We start from the raw sequence: 16,314 nt of genomic DNA, 5'->3' as shown, positions 1-16,314 counted from the left end.
CCGCCGTGCCGCTCGCGGTGCTCTGCCTGGTCACGCTCTCCCGGGCGGTCGCGGCGGGCAACGCCCGGATGCTCTCCAGCCGGCGCGGCAAGGACGGCGGCCAGCCGGGAGTCGGAGAAGCCGCCGACGCAGACCCGGTCCCAGGCGTCCGTCCGGCGGATCGCCTCGACCAGCGGCGCGACGGCCGGCGCCGCCTTGACGTCGATGTTGAAGCGGGCCCCGGGGAACGCGCCGAGCAGGTCCTCCAGCAGCGGCACCGGCTCGGTCCCGCCGATCCGGGCCCGCCTGACGGTCTCCCAGGGCAGCTCCGCCACCGCCCCGGCGCGGTCGGTGACCCGGTCGAGGCGCTCGTCGTGGAAGGCCACCAGCACGCCGTCGGCGGTCGCGTGCACGTCCGTCTCCAGGTAGCGGTACCCGAGCGCGACGGCGGCCTCGAAGGCGGCGAGCGAGTTCTCGGGGCGCCCGAGGTCACCGCCCCGGTGCGCGAAGGCGAGCGGCCCGGGGTGGTCGAGGAAGGGGTGCATGAGCTGCTCCGAGCTGCGGGGACGGGGGCCCCACGAGCCCCGCGGGGCCCATGGGCTGCCAGCGCGTTACAGTATGACGCACTCTGTCAAGTGGTAACGCCTGCCTCGGCCCCCGCCGCTCAGCCGCTCAGCCGCCCGCCCCGGCGCGGACGTCCCGGCGCATGCCGAGGATCTCCGCGACGGCCTCCAGCCAGCGGGCCAGCAGCTGGTCGCCGTCGACGGTGGTGACGGTGGTGGCCGCCGAGCCCAGCCAGTCGCGGGCGAGCCGGGCCGGCTCCGCCCCCGGCAGCGGTTCGGCCAGGTCCGCGGCGTAGCGGGCGCCGCCGCTGCGGACCACCTCGGCGAGGAAGCCGAGCGAGCGGGGCAGCACCCCCAGCCGGTCGGCGGCCAGGGCGGCCGCGACGGCGCCCTCGCCGAACAGCGCGGCCCGGTGCGGCCCGGCGAAGGCCAGGCCGTAGCGGAGCATGGCGGGCACGTCGAGCTCGAGCAGCTCGTCGTCGGTCTTGGGGCGGAAGCGGTCCTCGGAGCTCATCGGACCGTCACCGTGTAGGTGGTGCGCACGATCATCTTCCTGTTCTCGTCGCTGGGGGCGGGAAGGTTGCAGTAGCCGCGGAAGCAGTTGAGGAGGGTGACGGCGGTGGTCCCGCCGCCCTTGGCCTCGAAGGTGTAGAAGCGGGTGCCGCCGACGCCGTCCGCGGTCCCCGACGCCTTCGGGAGGTCGAGCTTCTCGTCGGCCAGGGCCGCGACCGCGGCGTCCGGCTTCGGGTCCGCGACGCTCCAGCGGTCGCCGACCGAGGTGTTGTCCCGGACGGCGACGGTGAAGCGCTCGCCGACGGCGAGGGTGACCGAGCGCTCCTCCGGGCCGAGCACCCGCCCCCGGTCCGGCCCGCCCGGCCTGTCCGAGCCGTCCTGCCCGCAGGCCGTCAGCCCGGTCGCCAGGACGGCCGTCAGAACGGCCGCCAGGGCAGCCCTCGATGCCGCCGCCCGCACCGGCTTGCTCGTGAACACCCGTACCACCCCGGTCACTTCGGCAGGTGGACGGCGTAGGCGGTGGGCAGCCGGTCGTCCGAGGCCCCGGCCATCCGGCCGTTGACGAAGTCCTCCTCGCTGACCCAGGTGGTGGTGCCCCACGGGTTGTAGATCTGCAGCATGTTGCCCTCCTGGCCGACGATCATCATCGCGTGGCCCGACCGCTTGCCGTCCTTGTCGTAGCCCTCGACCCCGACCGGCACCGGCTTGCCGTCGGCGACCGCCTTCTCGATGTCCGGCAGCAGCTCGCGCCGGGAGTCGGCGTCCGGCATCTTGCGGTAGTCGAACTCGGCGCCGGTGTGCGGGCTGACCTCCTTCTCCAGCACCTTCTCCTTGCCGTCCGGGTCCATGCCGTCCCAGTTGTCGCCGCCGTCGCCCTCCTTGTGCACCCGGTGCTGCTCCTCCAGCAGCCGCTTCTGGAACGCCGCCGGGTCGTCCTCCTGGCCGGACGGGCCGCCGGTGAGGTCGAGCGCGTAGAGCGGGTCGACCATCGCCCGGGCGGTGACGGTGGAGGAGGCCACGCAGGTGCCCTCGGTGTCCGCCTGCTTCCAGTTGGCGCCGTCGAAGGTCACCTGGTCGGTGTTCTTGTTGGAGCCGTTGTCGTTGGTGCCGCCGCTGGTGGTGTCCTCGTCCTCGGTGTAGACCGGCGACAGGTGCGTCCGGAGCCACTCCGGGTCCTTGCCGTGGATCTTGCCCTGGAAGGTGCGGATCTCGTCCAGGTTGTGACCGGCCGCCAGCGCCTTCATCAGGTAGGCGCGCTCCTGCGGGGACTTGGAGTCGGCGAGCAGCTTCTCGAAGTCCGCCCGGTCCTTCTCGTTCATCCGGTCCAGGTACTCGCCGGACCGCTTCATGTCGTTGGCGGTCAGCAACTCGTTCAGCTCGGTCGGACCGTCCGCGCCGGAGGTCTCGGCCAGCACGAGCTTGTCGGCGGCGGTGACCGCGCCGGTCTTCATCCGGCCCGCCCGGGCCTCGGAGGCCAGCTTGTTCAGGTCGCGGGCCGCGGCCCGGGCCGCCTCGTCGGCGTGCTTGGCGGCGGCCAGCATCGACTCGACGTACGGGGCGGCGGCCTGCTGCGCCTTCTTGCGTTCCTCCTCCTCGTCGTCGTCCTCGACCAGGTCGTCGAACCAGCCGTCCTCGCCGCCCAGCGAGCTCAGCACCTGCTGCAGCCCGGAGCGCGCGGAGCCGTCCTGGGCCTGGGCGTTGCGCAGCGCGTCCGCGAGGCGGAGCAGGGCTATGCCGCCGTTGTGGAGCGCGGTGGTCTGCTGGTCGACGGCCCGGGCGGCGGCGGCCACCACCTCGGCGGCCTTCGCGCCGGTCGAACCGGTCCAGACGTCCGGCAGCCCGGAGGAGGCGACCGACTGGACGTCCTGGTGGAGCTGGTTGGAGTCGGCGGCCGCGTTCTTGTAGCGGTTGCCGGTGGCCTCGATGGTGCCCACGTCGCCGACCGGCGCGTGGACCGCGAGCGCGCCCTTGATCGCGGAGATCAGCTCGTTCTTGCTGTCCGCCTCGCGGACGCCCTTCAGCCGGTCGTTCAGCGCCTTGCAGCGCTGCGTGGTGGATTCGCCTGCCATGGTGGCGAGTTCGCCCCCTGTTCCCGTTGCCCGTGGTGTGGTTCCCGCCGCTGCTCGGCGGCTGTGCCCGGGCAGCCCGTCGGCTGCCCGTGAGCTGCCCGTCGGCAGCCGTCAGTCGTTCGGCCGTTCGGCCGTTCGGCCGTTCGGCCCCCGGCCTCAGCCGAAGGGCCGGTACTCGCCGCTGCCCGAGGCCGCGAGGTCCTTCACCACGGTGCCGTCGGCCGACCGGTAGCCGGCCGCGGAGCTGCGCACCTTGCCCGCCAGTTCGCTCAGCGCGCTCTTGATGGTGGCGGTCTCCGCCTGCCAGGCGCTGCTGAAGTTCTGGTACGCCGGGTCGACGTCCTCGCCCCCGAACACGTCCGGGGCGTAGCACACCGGATCGCTGATCGCCGTCCCGATCTTCCCCTCGTCCCCGGACGCCTTGTCCAGCGCCTTCGCCTGCCCCTCGGCCCCGCCGGCCTGGATCGCGTACCCCGACCCCTGCGCCATGCTCCACCTCTCGTGCGTCCCCCGAGCCGTCCACGCGACGGCGTCCGAGCACCATACGGGCCCTCCGGTGCCCGGGCAATTCGTATCGCGCCTGGTAGGAGCGCTGTTGCGAATTCATGACAGAGCGTCCACCGATCGGTCACGGCGTACCGCGGAGGCCGGCCGGGGCCGTCCCGTCAGCGCGCTGCCGGTGTCCTGTCAGCGGTGACAGCGCCCTGTCCGACCCCTGCACGTGGCGCTCCCCACGCTGGTGTCGAAACGAAGCGACCCATGGGAGGTCACCATGTCGAACAGCACCCGGCCGCACGCCGGTCCGCGCACCACCACCTCGGTCCTGGTCTCCGGCGCCGGGATCGCCGGCACCGCCCTCGCGTACTGGCTGAACCGCTACGGCTTCCACGTCACGGTCGTGGAGCGGGCCCCCTCGCTGCGCGGCGGCGGGCAGGCGGTGGACATCCGCGGCACCGCCCTGACGGTGGTCGAGCGGATGGGGCTGCTGGAGGAGGTCCGGGCCCGTCGGACCGGTCTGCTCGGGATGTCCGTGGTCGGCGCGGACGGCCGCGAGGTGTGCCGCACCACCGAGTGGACGGCCAGCGGCGGGCCGATCGGCGGCCCGGACGTGGAGATCCTGCGCGACGAACTCGCCGAGCTGATCGCCGGGGCGGAGAAGGGCGACGGGGGCCCCGGGACGGCCGGGCCCGGCGTCGAGTACCGCTTCGACGACGCGATCGAGACCCTGGTGCAGCACCCGGCGGGCGTCGACGTCCGGTTCCGCGGCGGCACCGAGCGCTCCTTCGACCTGGTCGTCGGCGCCGACGGCCTGCACTCCAACACCCGCCGCCTCGTCTTCGGCCCCGAGGCGGACTACCTGCACCCCATCGGCACCTACCTCGCCGGCTGGAGCGCGCCCAACCACCTCGGCCTCGACCGCTGGGAGATCGCCCACCGGGACGCCGACGACCCGAACTGGTTCTGCATGGCGATGACCGTCCGCGACAACAGCGAACTGCGCGTCTTCGTCGGCTTCCACACCGACGAGCCGATGGACGACGTGCTCCCGCGCGACCCCGCCCGGCAGCGCGCCCTGGTGGCCGAGCGCTCCGCCCACGCGCGCTGGGAGTTGCCGCGCCTCCTCCGGGCGATGGGGGAGCCGGACGCCGCCTTCCACTACGACGTCGTCGCCCAGATCCGGATGGAGCGCTGGTCCGAGGACCGGGTCGTCCTGCTCGGTGACGCCGGCTACTGCTGCTCCCCGGCCACCGGGCAGGGCACCAGCGTGGCGCTGACCGCCGCCTACGTGCTGGCGGGCGAACTGCGCGCGGCCGACGGGGACCACCGCGCGGCGTTCCCGGCGTACGAGCGGCGGCTGCGCGACCACGTGGCCGCCAACCAGGCGATCCTGGAGCTGACCGGGGACCGCAGGGCCCGGGCCGACATGATCACGAACCTCGGACAGGCCGACCCGAGGATGGAGGCGGTCTTCCAGGCGGCCCTCGCCTTCGACCTGCCGGACTACTGACCGGGCCCGGGTCCGTGCCCGGCCGTCGCCGGGTACGGCCCGTCCCGCGCCCCGCTACCCGGCGACGGTCGGGGAGAGCTCCGCGGCGAGCCGGCGCAGCTCGGGCCCGTACTCGGGGTTGGCGAGCGCGGCGGCGAACTGGGCGCGCAGGTAGGCGGCCGGGTTGCCGGTGTCGTACCAGGTGCCGTCGATGACCTGCCCGTAGACCGCGCGCCGGGCCGCGTAGGCGTTGATGGCGTCGGTCAGGTAGACCTCGTCCTCGGGCTTCTCGTGCCACCGGAGGGTCAGTTCGCGCAGCTCGTCGACGATGCCGGGGGTGATGACGTAGCCGCCGATCGCCGCGTACGCGGAGGGCGCGTCGGCCGGCTTCGGCTTCTCCACCAGGCCGGTGATCCGCAGCGAGCCGCCGCCGAGGTCCTCCTTCACCACCGGCACGCCGTAGCGGTAGGAGTCCTCGGGGGCCATCGGCATCAGCGCGAGCACCGGCGCGTTGGTCTGCTCGTACGCCCGGATCAGCTGCTGCGCGCGGGGGACTTCGGCCACGAAGACGTCGTCGGGCCAGAGCACCAGGCAGGGTTCGTCGCCGAAGTGGCGGGCGGCGTTGAGCACCGGCGTGCCGTTGCCGTACGGGCCGTGCTGGTAGAGGTAGCTGATGTGGCCCTTGCGGGACAGCTCGCCGACCTCCTCCACCGCGGCCGCGAACGCCGCCTTGCCGTCCCGGCGCAGCTGCTCGACCAGGACGGGGTTGGGGCGGAAGTGCTCCTGGATCAGGCCCTTGTCGCCGTTCACGACGATGGTGATGTCGGTGATGCCGCTCTCGATCAGCTCGCGCACGGTGTGTTCGATCACCGGCTTGTCGCCGACGGGGAGCATCTCCTTCGGCGTGGCCTTGGTCAGCGGCAGGAGGCGGGAGCCGAGGCCGGCGGCGGGGATGACGGCTCGGCGGATCGTCCTGGGGGCCATGTGACCCTCTCTCGTTTCGTCGGTGGTGCTGCGCCGTGGTGACGCGGCGTCACGGCCGACGCTATCAAGGGTTGACGTTCCGTTAAGTAGACTGCCGTCGTACGGAAGTTGTCCCCGTGGCAGCCGTCCGGCTGCGCCGCGGATCGCCGACCGGACCGGAGGAGGTGGCCGGAGAGGCCGGGCCCTTTTTGCTCCCGGGTCGTTGCCCACGGTGGCAGACCACCCGAGGACGACCACGGAGGTTCCGATGAGGGACGAGCCGAACGCACTGGACGGGCCGGAAGCGCCGTTCCGGCCGGACGAGCAGGAGGCGACGGACTGGCCCGAGCTGCCGCCGTACCGCAGTTACACCTGGGAGGGCGAGGACGGGGACTTCCACATGACGCTCTACCCGGGCGAGGAGGAGGCCGACGAGGAGCGCAAGGCCGAGTTCCGGGCGATGGGCGCCCGGATGCTGGCCGACCTGAACGCCGACCGGGAGGCGGAGCGCACCCCGCCGTTCCCCGGCCTGCGGAGGCTCCAGCTGGTCCGGGACGAGGACCCCGACTGACCCCCGCCGGTGCCCGCCGGTGCCGCGCGGCCGCCCGCCCGTGTCCCACGGCCACCCGCCCGCGTACGCGCTCCGGCGCGCACGTGGGCGGTGCGCGCCGGAGCGCGGCCGGCCGCGGGCCGTCGGCTCAGCCCTTGCCGCCCGCCTTCAGCACCTGGGCCGCGGCCACGCCCGCCGCGCTGAAGCCGTGCCCGCCGCCCTCCACCTCGGCGGCGACGGCGAGGTCGCCGCGGTAGGCGATGAACCAGCTGTTGTTGGCCTGGCTGCCCGCCTCGGCGGTGCCGGTCTTGGCGCCGATCTGGCCGGACAGCCCGGCCATCGGGGTGCGGGCGGTGCCCTGGGTGGCGGTCTTGGCCATCATGGCGCGCAGGTCCCGGGCGACGTCGGCGGGCAGCTTGCCGGGCGCCGTCACGCGCTTGGCGTCCTCGCGCAGTACGGGCTGGCGGAACGTTCCGCTCTGCACGGTGGCGGCGACCGAGGCCATCAGCAGCGAGTTGACCTGGATCCTGCCCTGGCCGATGTACTGGGCCGCGGCCTCGTCCTTGGTGCCGGGCGCCGGGATGGTGGCGTCCCGGCTGGGGATGCCGATGTGCCACTCCAGGCCGAGGCCGAACTGCTCGCGGGCCACCTTGCCGAGGTCGCCCGGCTGGAGCTTCTCCAGGCCCTTGTCGATGAAGCCGGTGTTGCAGGAGTGGGAGAAGTCGTCGGCGAGCGTGTAGGACGGGAAGGAGCCGGGCTCGTCGTTGTGCCACAGGCGCGGGGAGGTGGTGGTCTCCTTGCACGGGACGACGGAGTCCGCGCCCACCCCGTTCTCCAGCAGCGCGGCCGAGGTGATCACCTTCATCGTCGAGCCGGGCGCCTGGCCGCCCGCGACCGCGCGGTTGAAGCCGCCCTGGCCGGCGTTCGCGATCGCCAGGATCTGGCCGGTACTCGGCTGGATGGCCACCAGCGAGGCCGGATTGCCGTTCGCCGACTGCTGCTTGACCGCCTCCTCGGCGACCTGCTGGAGGTCGGCGTCCAGGGTGAGCTTGACCTGCGGGGCGCTCGGCGGGGTCAGCACGAACAGCTGCTCCGGCTCGGCGCCGGTCCCGCCGCCGCCCGAGAGCACCACGGCCCGGCCGGTGACCACGGCGGCGCCGTCCGGCGGGCCGATCTGCGGCAGGATCGCGCGCAGCGACGGGAAGGCGTCCAGCGGCCGGCCCTTGCGGTCGGTGGGCTTGGACACCGGGTCGGGCAGCGCCTTCACCCCGATGCTCTTGCCCGCGGCCAGCTTGGGGTGGATCACGGACGGCTTCCAGCGCACCACGGGCTTCCCGTCCGGGGACCGGACGAAGCTCAGCACGCTGTCGTACTCCCAGGCGTCCGGGGTGCCCTCGAACTCCGCCTTCACCCGGAAGCCGAGGGCCGGCTCGCTGGGGGTGTCGGCCTGCGCGCGGCCCGTCCCGGTCAGCGCGAGCGAGCGGGCGCCGACCTGCTCCTTGAACGTGGCCAGCGCGGCGCGGGCGGTCTCCGGGTGGTCGGTCAGGGCGGCGGCGGCCGCGACGTCGCCGCGGCTCCAGGCCGCCAGGAACTCCTTGGCCGCGGACTCGGCCTGCTCGGCGGTCGGCGGCTCCTGCGGGGTGCTCGCCGCGGCGCCGGCGGCCTGGTGTCCGCCGCCGGAGGGACCGTTGTCCGTCACGGCGTTCAGCACGTTGTAGGCGCCGTAGCCGCCGACCGCCAGCAGGGCGGTGAACACCCCGCCGGCCGCCACCAGCACCATCCGCCGGGCGGTCGACCGGCGCGGGGCCTCGCCGTCGGCGTCCGTGCCGTAGGCGTCGTGCGCGTCGTACGCGCCGCCGTCGTCGCCGGCCGGCTCGTCGTACTCCTGGTAGCCGCCGTAGCCGCCGTAGCCGTCCTGCCCGTTGCTCTCCTCGTACGGCTGGTACGGCTGGTACGGCTCGTGCGGACCGTACTCGTCGTGCTGACCGTACTCGTCACGTTGATCGTGCCGGTCGTGCTCGTCGTGCCGGTCGTTCTTCCGCTCCCCGGACATGCTTCCGTCCCCCCCTGCGATCCTTCGTTCCCCGCGGGCACGCCCCCTCCGGCATCGGCCCGCGGGCCCGAGGCCGGACGACAGTCCGTTCGGGCGCGGATCAGCCTATGCCGGGATGATCGATCGGTCGACAGCGGGACGGGCCGCCCGGCACTCGGCCGGGCGGGCCTGCGGTGTCCGGCCGGGCGGGCCGTCCGGGTGCGGGGCCGGTCAGGCCCAGGGGTCGGTGAACGAACGGCCCGGGACGGGCTTGGCGACCAGGGCGATGGCGGTGAAGAAGTTGACCTGGCCGATGGCGATCATGAGCGTGGTCAGCGCCTTGTCGTCGTAGTACCCGGCGACCTCGGCGTACAGCGCGTCCGACACCCGCTCACCGTGCGGGTTGGGCTGGAGGACGGCCTCGACCAGGGCGAGCGCGGCACGCTCGGGCGCGGTGAACCAGGGGGAGTCCTGCCAGCCGGCCACCGAGGCGATCCGCTCCTCCGACTCGCCGGCCTTGCGGAGGAACCCGGTGTGCAGGACGGTCAGGTAGGTGCTGCCGGCGATCTGGCCGGCCCGCAGCTGGACCAGGCTGATGGTGCTGCGCGGGACGGAGTGGTTGCCGGCGGCCTTGAACAGGGCGGCCGAGACCTCGGCGAGCTCGGGGACGAGCGACACCGGGTCCTGGGCCAGGCGCGGGCGCAGCGGGATCTCGGCGGTGATCGGGCGGGCGGTCGGCGCGGTGGTCGGCGCGGTGGTCGACGTGGTGGTCGTGCTGGCGTTCATGGTGGCGTTCCTCTTCTCGCCGGGTGACACGGGCGAACCGTGCTGTCATCGGTCCGACGGATCGCGCCGCGGGTTTGTGACAGCCCGGCCGGAACCGTTTCGACGCCGCCCCGATGCCACCCCGGGGACCGCCTCAGCCCAGCACCGCCGGCGTCGGCCCGTCCGGCCGCACGGTGATGCTGTAGGCCGCCCCGGTCGGCCGCGACCTGAACGTCAACGGCCCCATCGGCAACAGGAGTTCGAGCAGTGCCGTGGTCTCGCGCAGCGCGAACTGGGTGCCCAGGCAGGCGCGGGCGCCGAGGCCGAACGGGAAGTAGGCGCCGAGCTGCCCGGGGCGGTCCGCGCCGGGGGCGAAGCGGGCCGGGTCGAAGCGCTCCGGGTCGGGCCACAGCGCCGGGTCGCGGTGGGTGAGGTACGGGCAGACCAGCACGTCCGTCCCGGCGGCGACGCGGTGCCCGGCGATCACGTCGTCCTCGACGGCGTGGCGGGGGAGCAGCCAGGCGGAGGGGTAGAGCCGCAGCGTCTCGCTCACCAGGGCCTGGGGGTCGGCCGTCCGGGCCTCGGGGTGGCGGTCCAGCAGCAGGAACAGCCAGGTGAGCGTGGTGGCGGTGGTCTCGTGGCCGGCGACGAGCAGGGTGACCAGCTCGTCGCGGATCAGCCGGTCGGTGTACTCGGGGTACCGCTCGCCCGCCTCGATCAGCGTCCGCAGCACGCCGGGCTCCCCGGTCGGGCCGGCCGAGCGGGCCGCGTCGATCGCCGCGTGCGCCGCCGCGTCGATCCGGGCGAGGTCCGCGGCGACGGCGTCCCGGGCGTCCGCCGCGTTGGTCGGCAGCGTCGGCATCGCGGCCACCACCCGCTCCACCGACCGGAGTTCGCGGTCCGTCCGGTCGTCCAGCGGCAGCCCGGTGAGCGCCCGCCAGACGGTGTCCAGGGCGAAGCCGCGCATCTCCTCGCCGACGTCGAAGGTCTCCCCGCTGCGCCGGTACCCCGCCCAGCGCTCGGCGGTCCGGCGGGCCGCCGCGGCGATCCGCTGCTCGTAGCGGCGTATCCCGGGGCCGGTGAACTGCGACTGCAGCAGCCGCCGTTGGCGCTTCCAGGCGTCGCCGGCGGCGGACAGCACGCCGTCCCCGACGAGCATCCGGGCGCGGTGCGAGCGCTTGACGTACCGGTCCGGGTGGCGGCCCAGGACGTGCTGCACCGCGGCCGGGTCGGTGACCAGGACGGTCGGCGTCGGGCCGAGCCGGAAGGCGGCGACGCCGCCGACGGAGCGCCGGGCGCGCGCCAGCAGGTCGACGAGCTCGGCCTCCTCGGCCCGCCACTGCTCGACGACCTCGGCGGCCAGCTCCGGTACCGGGCGGGTGTCGGTGCTCACGGGTCGGGTCCCTCCGGTCTGCTGACGGTGTGTCGGTTCCGTCCGACTCTATGCCAGGGCGCCCGTCCCGGTTGCGCCGAACGGGTGGCGGGCCCGGCCGGGGCAGCGCGGTGGCCCACCCGGCCGTTAGCCGGACGGATACCGTGCGGCGGGGGCGACCGGCCCCCGTTCGCTGCGGATGGGAGAACGCATGCCCGGGACCCGGCACCTCGGAGGCGGCAGGACCGGCCGCGCGGCCCGCCGGCTGGCGGCCGCCCTGTTCGTCCCGGCGCTGCTCGTCCCGGTCCTGGCGGCCTGCGGCGGCGGTGGCGGGGACTCCGGCGCGGCCGGGCAGAACGGCGGCTCGGAGCAGCCGGACGACCAGCGGACCAAGGACGAGGGGAACCAGGGCGGGTTCCGCAACGCCGGCCAGCCCTCGGCGAACGTCCAGGGCACCGACAACACCGCCCGGATCACCCTCTCCTTCCCGTCGAAGGCGAGCTTCACGGCCACCATCAGCAAGGTCGCCGACTGCGGCAGCACGGCGTACGCCACCCCCGCCTCGCAGCGGGTCCAGGTGACCGACGGCGAGACCGAGCGGGTCACCTTCCTCCTCCCGCACTGGAAGTCCGGCACGAAGAGCCGCACCATCTGCCTCACGGTGGCGGCCGACGACTCCACCAAGCGGATCGAGGCCGTGGGCTCGGTGCAGATCATCAGCCCGGACGAGGAGTCCCCCACCGGCTACGGCTCCACTCCCGGCGGCGGGACCAGCCCCGGCTACGGCTCCACTCCCGGCGGCGGGTCCAGCCCCGGCGGCGGGCCCGGCCCGTACGGCGGGAGCACCCCCTGAGCCCTGCCGAGGAGGAACCGGCGGGCGAGCCCCGGCCGCCGGAGGCGCGCTCCTGGACCGACTGGATCGCCAGGCTGGCCACCTGGGTCGCCCCGACCACCCTCCTCACCGCGCTGCTCTTCTTCTTCGGCTACGCCTACACCAGCTCGCTCTACGCCTACTTCGGCATCGACGCCGGCACGATCGGCTTCGCCACCCAGGACCTGCTGCTCCGGGCCTCCCCGGCCCTCTACCTCCCGGCCGGGATCGCCCTGTGCGGGGCCCTGGTCGGCGCGCTGGGCTACCACCTCGCGACCAGGGCGGCCGGGGGAGACGGGCGCGGCGCCCGGGCGGTGCGCCGGGCCTGCCTGGCCGTCACCGCGCTGGTCCTCCCGCTGCTGGTGCTCGGCCTCCTGGCCGGCTTCGAGGTGTTCGACGCCGGCCCGACGGGCACCCCGCTGCTGATCGGCGGCGCGCTGCTGCTCGGGGTCCTGGCCCGGATGATGTACGTGCGCGGCACCGGCGCGCCGTACCCGCTGACCGGGGAGCGCACGGCGCTGGGCACCACCGTGGCGATCATCGTGCTCTGCTCGTTCTGGGCGGTCGGCGGCTACGCCCAGCAGAAGGGCACGGCCGACGCCGAGCAGCTCGCCCGGCACCTCTACCTGCGTCCGGCGATCGTCCTCGACACCTCGGAGCGCCTCCACCTGGGCTGGTCCGGGGTGCGGGAGACGGTGCTGCCCGACGTGGAGCAGGGGGCGCGGTTCCGCTACCGCTACGAGGGCCTGCGGCTGCTGGCCCACGCCGGCGGGCGGATGTTCCTGGTCCCGCGCGACTGGACCTGGGAGACGGGCAACGGGCTGATCGTCCCGTTCGACGCCACCGTCCGGGTCGCCTTCCACCCAGGGTGAGACCCCCGTACCGCCCCGCCCGCGACGGCCCCGCACACACGGCTGCGCCGCGGTCCGTCCCCCTCGACGGACCGCGGCGCAGCGGCTTCAGCAGGCCTCAGAGCAGGCCGGTCACACCGGCTGCCAGAGCGCCGGGACGTTCGGCGGCTCCCAGCCGACCTGGGCGGTGTGGCCCTGGAGGCAGGTGTAGCTGACCCCGCCGTAGGTCACCACGTCGCCCGCCTGGTAGGTGGTGCCGGCGGCCCAGGTGCCACCGGGGTTCGGCGAGTCCTTGCCCACCACCAGCGTGAAGCTGGTGCTGTGGGTGGCCGAGCCGGTCCCGGTCAGGGTGATGTTGTAGGTGCCGGCGGCGGTCGAGGCGGAGGTGGCGACGGAGAGCGTCGCCGAGCCGCCGGACTGCACCGAGGACGGGTTGAAGGAGACCGTCACACCGGCCGGGGCGCCCGAGGCGGTCAGGTTGACCGTCTGGGCCGAGCCGGAGGTGGTCGAGGTGGCGACCGTCGCGGTGGCGGTCTCACCGGGCTGGACGGTGGCGGTGGTCGGGTTCACCGAGACGGAGAAGTCGTCGGCGGGCGTGGTGCCGCCGACCGAGGTCTTCCAGATGGTGTACGCCACGCCGTCGGCGCTGCGGTTCAGGACCGTCGCGTCGATGTTGGCGGTGGTGTCGCAGGAGGAGTGGTAGCAGGAGTCGTAGGAACGGCCCGCCGTGCCGCCCCACTTGGCCGCCTGCGCCGAGGTCTTGGTGTCGCTGGCGCCGGCCGCGTAGCCCGAGGTCGGGATGCCGGCCTGCTGGAAGGAGTAGTCGTCCGAGCGGCCCTGGCCCTCGACGTTCTCCTCCGGGCGGAGGTTCAGCGAGTCCCAGTAGGCCTTCATCGGCGCGGAGGCGGCGGAGTTGAGGTTGTTGATGAAGTAGCCGGCGTTGGTCGAGCCGATCATGTCGAAGTTGTAGTACGCCTTGATCGCGGAGCGCTGGGCGGAGCTCAGCTGGCCGACGTAGGACTGCGAGCCCTGCAGGCCCTGCTCCTCACCGGTCCACCAGGCGAACCGGACGTGCCGGGTCAGGCTGGGGTTCTGCTGGGCGAGCACGAGCGCGTTCTCCAGCAGGGTGGCCGAGCCGGAGCCGTTGTCGTTGATGCCGGGGCCGGCCGAGACGCTGTCCAGGTGGGCGCCGAACATGGTGACCTGGTCGGACGGGCCGCCGGGCCAGTCGGCGATCAGGTTGTTGGACTGGTAGGTGCAGGAGGTGCAGGTCTGCTCGGTGACGTTGTAGCCGGCCGCCTGGAGCTTGCCCTTCACGTACGCCAGCGACTGGCTGTACCCGGCGCTGCCCGCCCGGCGGTGGCCGCCGTTCTGGCCGGCGATGCCGTTCAGCTGGGACAGGTGGGCCTGGACCTTGGCGACGTCGATGTCGGGCGCGGGCCCGCCGGGGTTGCCCCCGCCGCCGACGGTCAGGCTGTACTGGGCGGTGTGGCCGGTCGAGCCGGCGGTGCCGGTGACGGTGATCTGGTAGGTCCCGGCCACGGCCGCCGCGGAGGCCGTGAGGGTCAGGGTGGAGGAGGAACCGGCCTGCACCGACGAGGGGTTGAAGGTCGCGGTCACGCCGGACGGCAGGCCGGAGGCGGTGAGGCCGACGGTCTGCGCGGTGCCGGAGGTGACGGCGGTGCTGACCGTGGAGGAGGTCGAGGCGCCGGGCTGGACGGAGCCGGAGGCCGGGCCGAGCGACAGCGAGAAGTCGTTGTTGCCGGACGGCGTGCAGGTCGGGTCGCCGCTCTGCGCGGGGACGCTGACGGCGTCCCAGGCCGCCTTGGTGCGGGTGAAGAAGGTGCAGGTCGGGTCGAGGTTCTTGGCGGCGGTCAGGGTGGCGGTGCGGTAGCGCTTGTAGGTCATGCCGCTGGTCTTCAGCAGCATCCCGCCGTAGAACACCCGGCCGGCGTCCTTGATCCCGATGCCGGTGACGGAGGAGTTGTTGCAGGTCGGGCTGGTGGGCTTGCCGCCGCCCGGGTTGGAGCCCTCGGCCAGCAGGTAGAACCAGTGGTTCAGCGGCCCGGCCGCGGCGTGCTCCTCGGTCTGCGGTATGGAGGCCGAGTAGCAGTTGGGGTTGTTGCTGACCAGCGAGGGGTTGTACATGTTGCGGATCGGGCCGTTGCCGACCAGGTTGACCATCTCGCCGACGGTGTAGTCGGGGGCGTCGTACGGGGCGGACTGGTTGGCGTAGGACTCGGTGAGGGCGCCCATGATGTCGCCGGTGGCCTCGCCCAGGCCGGACTCGTTGTTGGCCCCGCCGGGGGTGTACTGGTCCAGGCCGTGGCCGAACTCGTGGCCGACCACGTCGATCGAGGCGATCCACTTGTTGGACTGGCTGTGGCCGATGGAGACCGTGCTGCCGTCCCAGTAGGCGTTGACGTCGTTCAGGCCGACCTTGACCGGCCAGCTGCCGCCGTTGCCGTTGTGCCCGTTGCGACCGAGCCAGTCGCGGAGCATGTCCCATTCCTTCTGGGCCGCGAACATCGCGTCCCCGCAGCCGGTCTCCTTGCTGGAGGCGCTGCCGGTGCCCCAGGTGTCGCTGGACTTGGAGAACACCTGGCCGGTGCTGTAGTCGGAACAGGACAGGCCGGGGCGGTTCGGGTCCCGCAGGGAGTAGGAGCCGCCCGAGCTGGTGGTGCTGATCGTCGGCGAGGGGCCGTTCCACTCGCTCTTCAGGGTGCCGGCGTGGACGTCGTCGTAGCTGTCGAGGACCTCGCCGGTGGCGGCGTCGACGAAGACGTGCAGCCGGCTGGGGGCCGCGCCCCGGTGGCCGGCCAGCACGGTCTCCCAGGCCAGGCGGCCGCCGTTGCCGTCGTCCTTGACCCGCACCACCAGGCGCCGGGACTCGACGGAGTCGACGGAGGCCAGCTTCGTCCGGGCGGTCCGCTCCGCCTGGTCCGCGCTGACCTGGGGCGTGGTGGAGCCGCCGACCGGGCCGGGGGCGGCGGACTGCAGGCCGCGGACCCGGCCCTGGGAGTCGGCGAGGACGACCGCGTCGCCGCCGACCACGGGCAGGCCGCGGTAGCTGCGCTCGTAGGAGACGGAGTAGAGGCCGCCCACCCACGGGGTGACGGTCTTGCGTTCGTAGGTCTCGTCGGTGCCCTTGGCCAGGGCGTCCAGACCGGCCGTCACGGCGGCGTCGGCCGCGTTCACGGCCGCGGCCAGGGCGCTGGGCGGGGTCGGGGAGGGGGCGGGCGCGGCGGTGGCCGGCCCCGCGGTGGCGGCGATCATGCCGGCCAGCACGGTCAGGGTGGTCGCCGCGGTCAGCAACCTCCCCGCGGAAATCCTGCGTTGCATCGAGGCTCCTCGCATGTGGGGGTCCTCGACCGCGGACGGCAGGGCTGGTGGCCCACCGCAGGGCCAGGTCTCGGGGACGGCCGTGCGGGCCGTCCGCGCTCGGGTGCCCGAACCCTCACATGCCGTCATGGCCCGGTCAATGCCTGCCGCACGACGGAAAGGGGGTTGGCAAATTCCGTCAAGCTGGGGTTTCCTTCAAGTGGTTGAGACCACGTCATGTACGGGACGGGTGGCGATCGAGTACCGTCCTCGTCATCGGAGTCGTCGGAACCACTGGAATCGTCGGCATGCCCTGTGACCGGCTGCCGGGGACGACGCGCCCGGGGAGGCAGCCGTGCAGCGCAACCGTGTGGCCCCCGCGGCGGGGGGGGGCCCACCCCCCCCCCCCCGGCGCGACCCACCCCGGCCGGCGTTAGGCGCCCCGCCCCCGCACAGGAGGCGCCGGGCCCCCCGGCAA

General features: G+C 73.8%; 14 protein-coding genes. 4 read left to right on the top strand and 10 right to left on the bottom strand.

Going from position 1 to position 16,314, the window contains the following annotated elements:
* From ABZW03_RS22045 to ABZW03_RS22025, 5 genes are all read right to left on the bottom strand, one after another.
* Window positions 1–524: glycerophosphodiester phosphodiesterase family protein (locus ABZW03_RS22045; RefSeq protein ID WP_355260769.1), on the bottom strand; the 524-nt coding region annotated here is incomplete at its 3' end.
* 127 nt (window positions 525–651) lie between these two features.
* Entirely contained in the window at window positions 652–1,056 is a 405-nt protein-coding gene (locus ABZW03_RS22040; RefSeq protein ID WP_355260766.1) for a hypothetical protein, read from the bottom strand.
* Window positions 1,053–1,532 (bottom strand): protease inhibitor I42 family protein, encoded by a 480-nt coding sequence (locus ABZW03_RS22035; RefSeq protein WP_355260763.1) that lies wholly within the window; start codon window positions 1,530–1,532, stop codon window positions 1,053–1,055. Before ABZW03_RS22035 ends, ABZW03_RS22040 begins: the two co-directional genes overlap by 4 nt.
* Window positions 1,533–1,546: 14 nt before the next feature.
* Window positions 1,547–3,124 (bottom strand): peptidoglycan-binding protein, encoded by a 1,578-nt coding sequence (locus ABZW03_RS22030; protein ID WP_355260760.1) that lies wholly within the window; start codon window positions 3,122–3,124, stop codon window positions 1,547–1,549.
* Window positions 3,125–3,280: 156 nt separating this feature from the next.
* Entirely contained in the window at window positions 3,281–3,613 is a 333-nt protein-coding gene (locus ABZW03_RS22025; protein ID WP_355260757.1) for a hypothetical protein, read from the bottom strand.
* A gap of 283 nt (window positions 3,614–3,896) precedes the next feature.
* Here ABZW03_RS22025 and ABZW03_RS22020 point away from each other — a divergent pair, with 283 nt between their 5' ends.
* Window positions 3,897–5,132: an FAD-dependent monooxygenase gene (locus ABZW03_RS22020; RefSeq protein ID WP_355260754.1), complete on the top strand. Its 1,236-nt coding sequence runs from the start codon at window positions 3,897–3,899 to the stop codon at window positions 5,130–5,132.
* 54 nt (window positions 5,133–5,186) lie between these two features.
* On the opposite strand, the gene ABZW03_RS22015 is transcribed toward ABZW03_RS22020, so the two are convergent.
* On the bottom strand, window positions 5,187–6,095 hold the full coding sequence (locus tag ABZW03_RS22015; protein ID WP_355260751.1) for a UTP--glucose-1-phosphate uridylyltransferase: 909 nt from the start codon (window positions 6,093–6,095) through the stop codon (window positions 5,187–5,189).
* Between the two features lie 247 nt (window positions 6,096–6,342).
* Here ABZW03_RS22015 and ABZW03_RS22010 point away from each other — a divergent pair, with 247 nt between their 5' ends.
* The gene (locus tag ABZW03_RS22010; RefSeq protein WP_355260748.1) at window positions 6,343–6,645 is read left to right on the top strand and encodes a hypothetical protein; all 303 of its coding nucleotides are present in this window, start codon (window positions 6,343–6,345) and stop codon (window positions 6,643–6,645) included.
* 127 nt (window positions 6,646–6,772) lie between these two features.
* Here ABZW03_RS22010 and ABZW03_RS22005 read toward each other — a convergent pair whose 3' ends face one another.
* The 3 genes from ABZW03_RS22005 to ABZW03_RS21995 all read right to left on the bottom strand — a co-directional run bounded on the left by ABZW03_RS22005 (window position 6,773) and on the right by ABZW03_RS21995 (window position 10,814).
* A complete protein-coding gene (locus ABZW03_RS22005; RefSeq protein ID WP_355260745.1) occupies window positions 6,773–8,677 on the bottom strand; it encodes a penicillin-binding transpeptidase domain-containing protein in 1,905 nt (634 codons plus the stop codon).
* A 210-nt stretch (window positions 8,678–8,887) separates the two neighbouring features.
* Window positions 8,888–9,442, bottom strand: coding sequence for a carboxymuconolactone decarboxylase family protein (locus ABZW03_RS22000; RefSeq protein ID WP_355260742.1), 555 nt, complete (start codon window positions 9,440–9,442; stop codon window positions 8,888–8,890).
* 133 nt (window positions 9,443–9,575) lie between these two features.
* Window positions 9,576–10,814 carry a cytochrome P450 gene (locus ABZW03_RS21995; protein WP_355260739.1) on the bottom strand — a complete coding sequence of 413 codons (1,239 nt, stop codon included), beginning with the start codon at window positions 10,812–10,814 and terminating at the stop codon, window positions 9,576–9,578.
* A 190-nt stretch (window positions 10,815–11,004) separates the two neighbouring features.
* On the opposite strand from ABZW03_RS21995, the gene ABZW03_RS21990 reads away from it, so the two are divergent.
* Both ABZW03_RS21990 and ABZW03_RS21985 read left to right on the top strand, forming a co-directional pair.
* Window positions 11,005–11,646, top strand: coding sequence for a hypothetical protein (locus tag ABZW03_RS21990; RefSeq protein WP_355260736.1), 642 nt, complete (start codon window positions 11,005–11,007; stop codon window positions 11,644–11,646).
* Between the two features lie 332 nt (window positions 11,647–11,978).
* On the top strand, window positions 11,979–12,536 hold the full coding sequence (locus ABZW03_RS21985; RefSeq protein ID WP_355260733.1) for a hypothetical protein: 558 nt from the start codon (window positions 11,979–11,981) through the stop codon (window positions 12,534–12,536).
* A gap of 111 nt (window positions 12,537–12,647) precedes the next feature.
* On the opposite strand, the gene ABZW03_RS21980 is transcribed toward ABZW03_RS21985, so the two are convergent.
* The gene (locus tag ABZW03_RS21980) at window positions 12,648–15,791 is read right to left on the bottom strand and encodes a M28 family peptidase (protein ID WP_355260772.1); all 3,144 of its coding nucleotides are present in this window, start codon (window positions 15,789–15,791) and stop codon (window positions 12,648–12,650) included.
* Between the last annotated feature and the right edge of the window lie 523 nt (window positions 15,792–16,314).

It is taken from the genome of Kitasatospora sp. NPDC004799 (assembly GCF_040609095.1).
In the GTDB taxonomy this organism is placed as follows: Bacteria; Actinomycetota; Actinomycetes; order Streptomycetales; family Streptomycetaceae; genus Kitasatospora.
This window is presented reverse-complemented; position numbering and strand designations above follow the sequence as displayed.

Excerpts from the sequence above, each read along its gene's own strand:
- ABZW03_RS21990 (WP_355260736.1), top strand. The coding sequence starts at position 11,005 with ATGCCCGGGACCCGGCACCTCGGAGGCGGCAGGACCGGCCGCGCGGCC.
- ABZW03_RS22040 (WP_355260766.1), bottom strand. The coding sequence starts at position 1,056 with ATGAGCTCCGAGGACCGCTTCCGCCCCAAGACCGACGACGAGCTGCTC.
- ABZW03_RS22025 (WP_355260757.1), bottom strand. The coding sequence starts at position 3,613 with ATGGCGCAGGGGTCGGGGTACGCGATCCAGGCCGGCGGGGCCGAGGGG.
- ABZW03_RS21980 (WP_355260772.1), bottom strand. The coding sequence starts at position 15,791 with ATGATCGCCGCCACCGCGGGGCCGGCCACCGCCGCGCCCGCCCCCTCC.
- ABZW03_RS22030 (WP_355260760.1), bottom strand. The coding sequence starts at position 3,124 with ATGGCAGGCGAATCCACCACGCAGCGCTGCAAGGCGCTGAACGACCGG.
- ABZW03_RS22010 (WP_355260748.1), top strand. The coding sequence starts at position 6,343 with ATGAGGGACGAGCCGAACGCACTGGACGGGCCGGAAGCGCCGTTCCGG.
- ABZW03_RS22005 (WP_355260745.1), bottom strand. The coding sequence starts at position 8,677 with ATGTCCGGGGAGCGGAAGAACGACCGGCACGACGAGCACGACCGGCAC.
- ABZW03_RS22020 (WP_355260754.1), top strand. The coding sequence starts at position 3,897 with ATGTCGAACAGCACCCGGCCGCACGCCGGTCCGCGCACCACCACCTCG.
- ABZW03_RS22015 (WP_355260751.1), bottom strand. The coding sequence starts at position 6,095 with ATGGCCCCCAGGACGATCCGCCGAGCCGTCATCCCCGCCGCCGGCCTC.
- ABZW03_RS22000 (WP_355260742.1), bottom strand. The coding sequence starts at position 9,442 with ATGAACGCCAGCACGACCACCACGTCGACCACCGCGCCGACCACCGCG.